An 11,087-nucleotide genomic window follows, 5' to 3' on the forward strand; every position below is an offset into this window, starting at 1 on the left:
CGTGGTTAGCGGACGAGAATCAGTTCTGGTCGCCGGCGGAGGCGGCTTCATCGGAGGTCATCTCGCCAGGACGCTCACCGAACAGGGCTATCAGGTCCGAAGTGTGGACATCAAACCGCTGGACGATTGGCATCAGATTCCCCCGGGTGTCGAGCCGCATCGCCTCGACCTGTCGGCGCTCGCCGACTGCCGTGCGGCGGTGCGTGGCATTGACACGGTCTACAACCTCGCGGCCGACATGGGCGGCATGGGTTTCATCGAAACACACAAGGCCGAGTGCATGCTCTCGGTGCTCATCAACACGCATCTGTTGATCGCGGCGCGAGATGCAAACGTTGGTCGTTTCTTCTTCTCCAGCTCGGCCTGTGTCTACAACGCCGATAAGCAGATGGACGCGGACGTTACGGCACTCACCGAGTCCGACGCGTACCCTGCCATGCCGGAAGACGGCTACGGCTGGGAGAAGCTGTTCAGCGAGCGCATGTGCCGACACTTCCACGAGGACTTCGGTCTACAGACACGCGTCGCCCGCTACCACAATGCCTACGGTGTCAACGGCACCTACGACGGGGGACGCGAGAAGGCCCCGGCTGCCCTGTGCCGCAAGATCGCGAGGGCCGTGCTTACCGACCGGCACGAGATCGAGATCTGGGGAGACGGCGAGCAGACTCGCAGCTTCATGTATGTCGACGACTGCGTCGAGGGGACACTGATGGTGACCGCGGGAGATAGCGCCCTGCCGGTCAATGTCGGTAGTTCCGAGTTGGTGAGCATCAACGAAATGGCCGACATAATCGAGCAGATCGCTGGGATCACCGTCAAGCGCATCTACAAGCTGGATGCCCCGCTGGGTGTGCGTGGACGCAACAGCGACAACAAAGTGATAAGGGAGATCTACGACTGGGAGCCGTCGATCTCTCTGGCAGACGGCCTCGAGCGCACTTATCGGTGGATCTTCGACCAGCTCTCGGGCAGCGGGCGCGTCGGTGATCACACCGCACGGCACGCCGCCGTTTGAACGGCTCTCAACTGTAGGAATGAGGGAGGACTGCTCGTGACCGTACTTGGTGCGCTCGTCGCTGTTGTGGCGGCGCTTCCTGCCAGTGAACTAAAGAACTCTCTGCTCCGTCGCTTGGGGTGGACCGTTGGCGAAGGGGTGCACATTGGCCCGTGCTTGGTCTTGATGGTCGACAACATCGATATTCGCAACGGATCAAGAATCGGCTCATTCAACGTCCTGCGGCATCTGGCGGAGCTCACGATGGGAGAATACGCAGAGATCTGTCATTGGAACTGGGTGACCGCTTCTCGACGGTTGGGCGAAGCGGGCGCCCCTCGTCGGCTACATCTGGGAGCCCACTCTGCGATTACTTCTCGTCACTACATCGACTGCAGCGGTGGTATACGCGTTGGGACACACACCACGATTTCTGGTGCGCGATCGACGTTGCTCACCCACGGAATCTCCTGGAAGAACAGCGCTCAGACTTTCAGCCCTATCGAGATAGGTGATTACTGCCTCATTTCGTCGAACGTGCAAGTTTCCCCGGGGACGGTGGTCGGCAGCAGGATTGTCGTCGGGATGGGAGCAACCATTGCCGGCCGGCTCTTGGACCCTGGTTTGTACATGCAATCCCGCGCTACGCTGGTGAAGTCGGATCTGGGCGGTGCGTACTTCCGAAGAGCGGAAGGGCATATCGACACCATTCAGGCACCCGCATGAAACTCGTGCCGGCCTTGGTGTCATGTTGCATTCAGCAGTGATCCACACTCACCGCCTTCGCGATTCCCGCGAACTGGTAGAGATAGATATATTGCCAATACCACAGCGGCAATGTGTAGTGGCGGGGCACGGCCTTAGCCGCGATCGAGACCCCCATAGTTGACAAGCACTGAGAGAACACCAGGCGAGCACGCGGCAAGTGATATCGCCAACTAACGACGAGAATCTTCTTCCAGTTGCGCTCTTTCGCCAGGCGGCGCGTCATCATGGCTTCCCCGCGAGTGGTCACCGGATCGGGCCTGGCGCAAATCACCTCTACCGCGTCATGGTGGCGCGAACATATCTGCCTCATCAGCGGGTCTGCGGAAGGGTACGGATCCGAGAGCACCACCGTCGATGCGAGCCCCTGCCGGGCCAACGTCAGACCGTAACTTTCGCGGCCATCGTGCTCACCGCCCAGCACAACGACGGCATCCACGCGCGAAACACCGCTGTCGGCGGCGTTGCCGAAGATGATGTAGCCGACAACACCGTTCAACGCCAGAATCACCAGGCCGAACACGGTGATGATTACCGCCGTCCGTCGGACCGTGCGCCAGCATCGATCGCCATGTCCTTCAGGAGCTTTCGACACCCTATCGCAGACCCCCCACCACGCGGTATTGAAGGTCTTGCACGTAGGGGGTCTCGGTGACATCGGCTATGGACCGCGCAGTGGCAACGACGGTGCCGTCGCGCTGCATCTCGGCTGAGATCGATCCGGGACTCAACGGGTAGGTGCAGATCCCACGGCCGGCCGGGACTTGGCAAGAATAGTGCTGTGTCCCGGCTCGGATAAAGACCTGCGACGGCGCCGTCGCGTACGCCACCACTTCGATCGTGTCGCGGGGCGGCACGCTGGTCGACACCACGTGCATCAATGAGGTTTCGGGATACACCGGACGGGCGTCGACCGGTTGGTCCCGGTACGAGACGAACAGCGCGTCCCGGACGATGCGGGGTGATGTGCCGGACTTGAACCGGGCGATGTCATAGGCATTCATGTCCAGAATTCGCCAACCGTGAGCCACCGATGGTGCCATTGCGGTCGATTCGGCGTAGTCGTTCCACGTGATCAGTTGCACCCACTCGGCATGCTGCTGGTCTGCAAGCTGCCATGCCAGCCTGTTTGTCAAGCTATTGGCTGATTCCTCGAACGTTGCGCTTCGCGGCCGACTGTCTTGGAAGGCCACCGGCTGCATCCACAGTTTTCCGAGTCGATGCGTTCGCCGAATGACGTCCACCGGAGAACCACGACCGACGTCGTCACCCGTCATCGCACGCGGATTCCGACCCCCCCACATACTGAATCCGTAGCTGAAAGGAGCGAACGTCTCCGGGTTGTCGCCCACATGCAGAAACGTTGGCACGAACGCGACCGCCAGCTTGAATTTGTCACGGAGGATGCCCAGAGCGTTCGACCACCACCCTGGCGTCTGCCGGTCAGCAGCGAAGGCGCCCAGGACGGGCCGGCCATCCGATAGATGAAATGCAGCCGGCGCGCTCAGGTACGGTGCGACTTCGGCTGCAAAGTCTGCGGCTGTCATCGCCCCCAAGGGTCCCGTCATATCGGTGGTGGCCATGACCGTGAAATCTCCCACCGACGCGCTGGCCTGCAGTATCCGGTCAACGACATTGGAAGTCGCGGCGAGGTCAAGCACATCAACCGCGAATCCGTCAACACCCACACTTTTCGCTTGGCCGATCTCGGTTCGCAGGTCTGCCAGTTGCCAATCCCGCAGATCACTGTGGGGCCGTGGGAGCGGCCGATCCCTCAGAAATCCACCATATGCGGCGTGCACACCCTGTTCGCCGTCCACCGTAAGGTATTGCGTTGCGTAATAGTCTTTGTCGCCGTCTTTGTTGTCTATCGATATCGGCAAGCTCGGCATGTAGTGGGCGAAGACTTTTCGTGCGCTCTGTGTCTCGGCCAGGTTGAATGGCAGATAGGGCGTGACCGCCGTCGCCTGCACAGTTGCTGAATAGGTGCACTGCGATGCCCATGCCGTGCTCACGACTGCGGCAAGCACCAACAGGCCTGCCCAGCCGGACGAACGACCGACGAACCGCAACATCATAAGCTGAGCGTGTGGAAGGGCTTGCGCGACATGATGATCGAATACCCCATGGGTTTGCCTGAATTCTCCTTACCTGAGATGTGCCGTACGCCTTCCATAAACACGAATCCTAAAGTGGCGCAGCCGATACCGTATACCAAGGCGAGTGCGAGTGTAGCGGCGAGGTAGCGCATCGCGGAAGGGATTGCCGCGCAGGTTGCGATCGGGCGCAAAGGTGTCATGCACAACGTCAGTGGTGCTGCCGTGCCAAGGAGGCCCAGACCGGCCTCAACCGCGGACGCCGTCGTGTGCCCACTTGCCGACGTCAAAACGCCGAGCAGCCCGCATGCGGTGCCGTTGAGCGCGACAACCGTGGACCGACTCGGCTCATTGCGGCCGACGAGCCAGGCAAGAGCCGCGCCTACGGCGGACCCGAAGCCGAAAAACACTGACCCCATGACGCTTTCTCACCGCCATTCTTCGCGTTGAGCATTCCGCAGGACAGCCAATGGCACCAGCATGCCCAGCAGTACGCCACCAACGGCACACCCGAAGAAGGATGCCAGGCCGATTACCGACTGCACGGGTGTTGCTGACGCGACCTGCGTCACCACGGCGCTGATGCTGCCCGCCGCCCCGCCCGCGGCGATCAGGACCATCTTCGTCGGCGCTCGGATGGATGCCGCAACCGCGAACCCGATGAGCACTGCGGCAGCTGCGGCGAGGACGAGCGTGGCCGCGAGCGTGCGTCCCACACCCGGCCACATTTGGCCGAACCGGTAGCGTACAAAGCTCCCGGCTGACGCGCCGGCCACCGTCCACACGAGTTCGTGTACCTGCCGCCGTGATTTCACTACGCGATCGACTTGTCCTTGTCGAGAACTGCTCAATATGCTCCGTCGCGGGCTACGACGGCTTTCACCGTCTTGGCGATGATCATGAGGTCACTGGCCATCGACCAGTTGTCCACATACGACAAATCCAGTCGTACCGATTGATCCCACGAAAGGTCCGAACGACCACTTACTTGCCATAGCCCGGTAACGCCCGGCTTCACGAGCAGCCGTCGCATCACGTCGCCGTCATAGTTATCTACTTCTCGCTTCAGCGGAGGTCGCGGTCCGACGATGCTCATGTCCTGCGTGAGTACATTGATGAATTGTGGCAACTCATCGATGCTGAATCTCCGCAGTATCCTGCCCACGGACGTGACCCGGGGATCTTGCCGTATTTTGAAGAGCATGCCGCCGGTGCTCTCGTTCAGTGATAGCAGGCGGTCGACTTGCTTGTCGGCGCCGTCTACCATCGTCCGAAACTTAAGCATGGTGAAGGGCTTGCCATCGAGACCAATGCGTTCAGATGGGTAGAAAACACGCCCTTTGCTCGTGAGCTTGATCGCGATAGCTGAAGCAATGAGTATTGGTGAGGTCCCGATAAGTGCGGCCAGCGCGAAGCAGACGTCGAAAGCACGCTTCTGAAAGCATTTAGCCCCCTGGTATTGCGGCTTTTCGACGTGCAGCAATGGGAAGCCCGCAACTGGCCGCAAGGCCAGCCGTGCTTCCGCAACGTCCATCACCGCAGGGGCGACCACAAGATCGACATCCATGGTTTCCAACCGCCACATCAACTGTCTGATCCCATGCACGCCAAAACGTTCGGTTCCAGTCAACGCCACGGTGTCCGCCCCGCAACTATCGATTGCGGCCAACGCGTGCGTCTCATCACCGAGAATGGGGATTTCCTTGCCGTGCACCAGGAGCTTCTTCCCGCGGGAGGGCCCGTAGCCCGGAATGCCGGCCCCGACCACGGCGTAGCCATCTCGGCAATTGCGAGTCAGTTCCTCCGCGAGCTGGGAAACACCCTTCCGGTCCCCAATCGCCAAGACCCTCGTCTGGTATCTGCCGCGCGCTCGCTTCCCGGCAATGTAGTACCGCCATGAGCCGCGGCTCGCCAACAATCCGAGAGTGCCCACCGGAAGTGCGACCGCCAAGTAGCCCCGGGCCAGGAAGATTCTCGCGAGAAGAGTTGCCATCGCGATGATTCCGAAGGTCCAGAATGACGCGCTGACGATGCGCCGATATTCCTCGATACCGGCACCGAGGATACGGACCGATCTGGTGTGAAACACGGCGATAGACGACAGCCACAGCGCCACGAACAGAACCGAAAACGGCATCAACTGGCCCAGATAACCTGACGTTTCCGGCGAATCACCGAATCGGATGTACTGCGCGAGCATTACTGATGCGCAGACGATCAGCGAATCAGTTATACGTAAACGTCTCGAATACTGGTGCTGCCAGCGGCGACCGCCGCTGGCCTGGGTGGCCTGCGCTGGTTGCGTAGTGAGGGGCACGTGACCGTTTTGCCCAGTGATCGGCGGTCGGCCGTTTCGACTGCGAAGCAACGTGGTCATGCTGGCCTGCTTTCTCGTTTAGGTGTTGCCGGCGACACTGTGGCGCCGAACATTTCGGACGTGTCCGTCGCAAGTGTGGCCAGAAGTGGCCAGCTAGCGTCTTTTTCGGATATAACTGTGACCGGCAGTGGCCACGCGATGCCGAACTCCGGATCATCCCAGCGGAATCCCTGCTCTCTCGTCGGCGCGCAGCGACCGCTGACCTGGTAGATGACTTCGGTGTTGTCGGCAAGGGTCTGCAGACCGTGCGCGACGTACGGCGGCAAAAACAGCGCCCGGCGGTTGTCGGCACTCAACTGCACCATCACGTGCTTGCGGTAGGTGCGCGACTCGGGCCGGACATCAACGGCAACATCGACAATCGCGCCGCGGGTGCAGCGCACCAGCGTGGCCTCCGCGTACGGCGGCGGCTGGCGGTGCAGCCCTCGCATGGTGCCACGAGCGTAGGTGTAGGAGACGTTCGTCTGCCCGACGCTGGAGAGCAGTCCGTACTTGCTGAATTCCTCGGCGCAGAAAGAATGTGCAAAGAAGCCGCGATCGTCGCGGTCTGGTTCGATGTCCACGATCGTCACTCCTGCGACATCAGTGGGCGTGTACTTCATTCAGCACTCCTTCCAGAACCGGTGCCCATCGACCTGTCCGGGTTCGTGCCCGGCAAAGCGACTCGAGCACTATCCGCGCGAGCCGCTCCACCTCGGGCAGACCGAGGAGGGCGACGTGGTCGCCGGCAAAAAGATCCACGGTCAACACTCCTTTGTGAAATTCATCCCACCCCAACAGATCTGTCTCCATATCGGCTGCGGATACCTCACTCACGAACAGATGCATCGGCACCTCATGGCCCGGCGTTTGATAACGGCATGTGATCTCTGTGGCACCGCGATAGTCGAAGTCGTCCCCTGGCCGCAGCCCACGAGCGCCACTGCGAACCACCCGGTGCGCGACTTCGCCGTACTTTGTCCATCGCTCACGCGCCGACCATTGGCGTAACCGGCGAAGCCGCCATCGCAGCATCAGCTGCGCCCGCAGCAGTTGCGCCATCGATGGTGCCGCGGTGTCGAGAATGCCCAGCCAGTCGACTTGCTGGCCGGCATCGACAGTCTGACGGGCAATTTCGTAGGCCAGCAGGCCCCCGAACGAGTAGCCGGCGAGCGCAAGTGGGCCATCCGGCTGCCGATGGCGGATCACCGAAAGAGCCTGGCTGGCATGCTGTTCGATGGTCACGGATAGGTCGAACCGACTGCCTGGCCGTTCGGGGATTACCGCGTGTACCGGCTGACCGGCACCCCACTGCGCGGTAAAGTATCTCAGGCTCATCGCCGACCCGAGATCGGGGAAGATGAAATGCAGCGGTGGACCGGATGTGACTTCGCTCCTGTTGGGGCTTTCAGCACCGAGTAACTCGGCAATTACTGCAACGGTCCTGCCGTTGTCGATGAATGCCGCAACCGACAGCTCGATACCAAATGTTCGCTGAACGTCGAACATCAGCCGGGCCGCCAGTAGCGAATGACCGCCCACGTCAAAGAAGTCGGAGTTGACGTCGTTTACGGGTGCGCCCAGCAGATCGGCCCACAGCGCGGCGACCCGCCTTTCCGTGTCGTTGCGCGGAGGCTGGGCGCTGATGCGGTTCGCTCCCCGCGGCGCCGGTGCAGGCAGTGCGGCTTTGTCGAGCTTGCCACCGGCAGTGGTCGGGAGCGCGCTGAGATGCCGGAATGCGCCCGGAACGAGGTATTCGGGCAGGCGGCCGCGTAGCCAATCACGGGCCTCGGCGTCGGTCGGGCACCCTGGCCCGCCGACGACGTACGCGACCAACTTCTGTTCGCCGTTGGGCGCCTTGCGAGCGACCACTGCGCAGCATTCCACGTCCGGGTGCTCGCACAGAGTGGACTCGATCTCACCCGGCTCTATGCGAAAGCCGCGCATCTTGACTTGTTCGTCGTAGCGACCCAGGTATTGAATTCGGCCGTCTGGCAAGAACCTGCCACGATCGCCGGTGCGGTAGATCCGCCCGCTGACGTGGAATGGATCGTCTCCGAACCGACGGGCGTGCTCGTCGGGGCGATTGAGGTAGCCACGAGCCACCCCGACACCACCAACGGCGATCTCCCCGGGAACGCCGACCGGTTGGAGTCGCCCGCGAGGACCGGTGATGTAAACCCGCGTATTCGGCAAGGGCCGGCCCACCGTGACGGCGTCTCCCTCGGTCACCCGCGCCAAGCTGGTGCCGGCCGTGGCCTCGGTGGCGCCGTAGCCATTCCAGACCGGACCGCACCGTTGCAGCAGCGCTTTGGCCAGGTCGTCGGTGAGCGTTTCGCCGACAGACGCCACCGTGAGATGACGGCTGCCCCGCCAGCCGGCGGCGACGAGCGCCCCCCAGGTGGTTGGTGTCGCCATCATGTAGCTCGCACCACTGTGGGCGATCAGCCAGCTCAGCGTAGCGGGGTTCGTCGCCTGCGCGACGGTGGCGAGCACCAGGCGTGCCCCACACGCCAGCGCACAAAAGATGTCGCCGAGCGCGAGGTCAAAGCTGATGGAAGCCACCGACAGCACGGTGTCGGAGGCAGCGACGCCCAACTCACGAAACATGGTGTGCATCAAGTTCGTGACGCCGCGATGCTCGATGAGCACCCCCTTCGGGCGACCGGTGGAGCCGGACGTGTAGATCACGTAGGCGAGGTCGGCGGAAGACACGCTGCTTGACCGGGCACCCTCGCGAGCTGCGTTCGGCTCCGGATCGCAGAGGTTGATGACGATGGGCGTGACCGCGTCCATGCAGGTCGGCAGCCGGCGGTCGGTCAGAACGATGCTCGCGCGGGAGTCGTTGATGCAGAAGCTGTTTCGTGCCGCCGGCTGGCGGGGATCCAGCGGCAGAAACGCCGCACCGGATTTGAGAATTCCTACAATGGCCGCCACCAGATCGGGCGTGCGGTCCAGCAGCATGGCCACCACCGTGCCGGGGCGGGCACCCGCCTGCACCAACCGCGATGCGATGGCCGCCGCGCGGTTGTCCAGTTGCCGGTAGGTCAGTGTCGTGTTGCCGACCTGTACCGCTACCGCATCGGGCGTGCATTCGACCTGCGAACCGATGATCTCGTGTACGCATTGCGATGAAATGCGGTCTTGGGTGGTCCGATTCCAGCTGAGCTGACGCCGGCGCTCACCCGGGCTAACCAAATCATGTTCTGCCATCCGTATTCCAGATGCGGCCGCGACCGCTTCGAGCAAACGCTGCCAATGCAATGCCATCTGGCGTGCCGTCTCGCGGTCGAACAAGTCCGTGCTGAAGACAAGCCCTCCCGCGATGTGTCCCTCGGGCCGCTCGTCCAGCTCGATGCTGATGTCGAACTTGGTCGATCCCACAGCGTCACGAACACCGGATTCCATCACATGCAGTGACCAATCGTCGGCCGGGGACGTCAGCGGCGGCTGAAATAGCAACGCAGTTTGAAAAAGTCGGTTGTGGCGCGGATCTCGCGGCACGCCGAGGCCAGTCGTCAGAGTATCGAACGGCACGACATCGCTGAGCGCCTCGGTGACCAGACGACGAATTCGTCCTACCAGTGCGGTGAAGGGCTCTTCACCCGACACGCCACATCGTAGGACCACCGGAGTGACGCAGTAGCCGGCCACCGCCGGCAGGTCGTTGCAGTTGCGCAAGTCATGCAAGCTACCGAAAACGACCTTGGTGGAGTCGGCGTAGAGATGTAGCCACCACGCGTATGCGGCAGCCAGCGCGTGGAAAAGGCTGCCGCCTGCGGTCCGGGCCGCGCGGCGCAACCCTTCAACGGTGGTGTGTTCAATCGTCAGCGGGATCGTCCCCCCGGCAGAGGTCTGGCGCGGTGGTCGCGGGTGATCGAGCGGCAGCTGCGTGGGCGTGATGCCGGCAAGCCGCCTGCGCCAGTTACCGACGCGGCCGGCTATCTCAGGTCCACTGACCCAGTCGAGTTCCCACCTCGTGTAGTCGGCGTACTGCGCCTGCGGGCCGGGCAGCGGCGACGGCACGCCCATGACGAAGCTGCGGTAAAGGGCTGTCAGCTCAGGGAATACCACGTGCTGCAACGTTGGGCCGTCGAAAATGAGATGGTGTAGGCCCAGGTAGAGCCGGTGGTCGTGCTCGGTGATGCGGACCAGCCGCGGACGAATCAACGGCCCGTCGGCAAGATCGTAGGGACGCAGCGTGTCGGCGGCCGCGATCTCGGTGGCTCGTTGAACCGCGTTCTCGCGACCAAGGCCTGACAAATCGGTGAGGGGCAGATCGACCTCCGCCGCCTCCCGGACGAATTGATGAGGTACACCGTCAATGGTTCCAAAGGTGGTGCGCCACGCCTCATGTCTTTCGACCACCGCGGCGAGCGCGCGGCGCAGGGCTGCCACGTCGAGCGAACCCGCCTTGCGGATCGTGATCATCTCGTTGTACGCGGGTGAGTCCGCTGGGTGTTGGCTGAGATACCACAGCCGAGTCTGCGAAACCGACAGTGGCAACCGCCGCTGGTTGGCCCGCTCAGAGTGGACCGGCTCGAGCGATGCCACGATCAACTACCGCGTCAGGCCCAGCTGGAGCCGACGGCGCTGTCGGTGGATGCCATGTTGTTGCCGGCGGTTTGGACCTTTTGGCCGTGGGCGTTGGCTTGTTCGTAGATGACCTGGAAGTTGCGGCCCAACGCGGTGATGAACTCCTGGCAGGCCACCGAGCCCGCGCCGCCCCAGAAGTCGCCGGCGGCCAGCACGTCGCGGATGATGGCCTGGTGTTCGGCTTCCAGGGAGGCGGCCTGGGCGCGGATCAGTGCGCCGTGGGCGTCGACGTCGCCGAACTGGTAGTTGATGGTCATGGTGGTTGTCTCCTAACGGC

General features: G+C 62.5%; 10 protein-coding genes. 2 read left to right on the top strand and 8 right to left on the bottom strand.

The window, feature by feature from the left end:
• Nucleotide 1: 1 nt before the first annotated feature.
• Complete coding sequence (locus tag ACRDTL_RS09000; protein WP_431506361.1) at nucleotides 2-1,018, top strand: NAD-dependent epimerase/dehydratase family protein; 1,017 nt, start codon at nucleotides 2-4, stop codon at nucleotides 1,016-1,018.
• A 36-nt stretch (nucleotides 1,019-1,054) separates the two neighbouring features.
• Nucleotides 1,055-1,723, top strand: a complete 669-nt coding sequence (locus ACRDTL_RS09005; protein WP_431506362.1) for an acyltransferase — start codon at nucleotides 1,055-1,057, stop codon at nucleotides 1,721-1,723.
• Nucleotides 1,724-1,754: 31 nt separating this feature from the next.
• Here the strand turns inward: ACRDTL_RS09005 and ACRDTL_RS09010 are convergent, their stop codons facing one another.
• The 8 genes from ACRDTL_RS09010 to ACRDTL_RS09045 all read right to left on the bottom strand — a co-directional run bounded on the left by ACRDTL_RS09010 (nucleotide 1,755) and on the right by ACRDTL_RS09045 (nucleotide 11,067).
• A complete protein-coding gene (locus ACRDTL_RS09010) occupies nucleotides 1,755-2,285 on the bottom strand; it encodes a YdcF family protein (protein ID WP_431506363.1) in 531 nt (176 codons plus the stop codon).
• Between the two features lie 73 nt (nucleotides 2,286-2,358).
• Nucleotides 2,359-3,840: an endo-1,3-alpha-glucanase family glycosylhydrolase gene (locus ACRDTL_RS09015; protein ID WP_431506364.1), complete on the bottom strand. Its 1,482-nt coding sequence runs from the start codon at nucleotides 3,838-3,840 to the stop codon at nucleotides 2,359-2,361.
• On the bottom strand, nucleotides 3,837-4,268 hold the full coding sequence (locus ACRDTL_RS09020; protein WP_431506365.1) for a hypothetical protein: 432 nt from the start codon (nucleotides 4,266-4,268) through the stop codon (nucleotides 3,837-3,839). Before ACRDTL_RS09020 ends, ACRDTL_RS09015 begins: the two co-directional genes overlap by 4 nt.
• A gap of 18 nt (nucleotides 4,269-4,286) precedes the next feature.
• Nucleotides 4,287-4,574 (bottom strand): hypothetical protein, encoded by a 288-nt coding sequence (locus tag ACRDTL_RS09025; RefSeq protein ID WP_431506366.1) that lies wholly within the window; start codon nucleotides 4,572-4,574, stop codon nucleotides 4,287-4,289.
• Between the two features lie 131 nt (nucleotides 4,575-4,705).
• Nucleotides 4,706-6,235, bottom strand: a complete 1,530-nt coding sequence (locus ACRDTL_RS09030) for a sugar transferase (RefSeq protein ID WP_431506367.1) — start codon at nucleotides 6,233-6,235, stop codon at nucleotides 4,706-4,708.
• Nucleotides 6,232-6,837, bottom strand: a complete 606-nt coding sequence (locus ACRDTL_RS09035) for a dTDP-4-dehydrorhamnose 3,5-epimerase family protein (protein WP_431506368.1) — start codon at nucleotides 6,835-6,837, stop codon at nucleotides 6,232-6,234. Before ACRDTL_RS09035 ends, ACRDTL_RS09030 begins: the two co-directional genes overlap by 4 nt.
• On the bottom strand, nucleotides 6,818-10,768 hold the full coding sequence (locus tag ACRDTL_RS09040) for a non-ribosomal peptide synthetase (protein WP_431506369.1): 3,951 nt from the start codon (nucleotides 10,766-10,768) through the stop codon (nucleotides 6,818-6,820). The genes ACRDTL_RS09035 and ACRDTL_RS09040 overlap by 20 nt, the downstream gene beginning before the upstream one ends.
• 14 nt (nucleotides 10,769-10,782) lie before the next feature.
• Nucleotides 10,783-11,067, bottom strand: a complete 285-nt coding sequence (locus tag ACRDTL_RS09045) for a WXG100 family type VII secretion target (protein WP_431506370.1) — start codon at nucleotides 11,065-11,067, stop codon at nucleotides 10,783-10,785.
• Nucleotides 11,068-11,087 lie beyond the last annotated feature (20 nt).

The organism is Mycobacterium sp. (genome assembly GCF_050700595.1).
Lineage (GTDB): Bacteria > Actinomycetota > Actinomycetes > Mycobacteriales > Mycobacteriaceae > Mycobacterium.

Excerpts from the sequence above, each read along its gene's own strand:
- ACRDTL_RS09015 (WP_431506364.1), bottom strand. The coding sequence starts at position 3,840 with ATGATGTTGCGGTTCGTCGGTCGTTCGTCCGGCTGGGCAGGCCTGTTG.
- ACRDTL_RS09030 (WP_431506367.1), bottom strand. The coding sequence starts at position 6,235 with ATGACCACGTTGCTTCGCAGTCGAAACGGCCGACCGCCGATCACTGGG.
- ACRDTL_RS09035 (WP_431506368.1), bottom strand. The coding sequence starts at position 6,837 with ATGAAGTACACGCCCACTGATGTCGCAGGAGTGACGATCGTGGACATC.
- ACRDTL_RS09045 (WP_431506370.1), bottom strand. The coding sequence starts at position 11,067 with ATGACCATCAACTACCAGTTCGGCGACGTCGACGCCCACGGCGCACTG.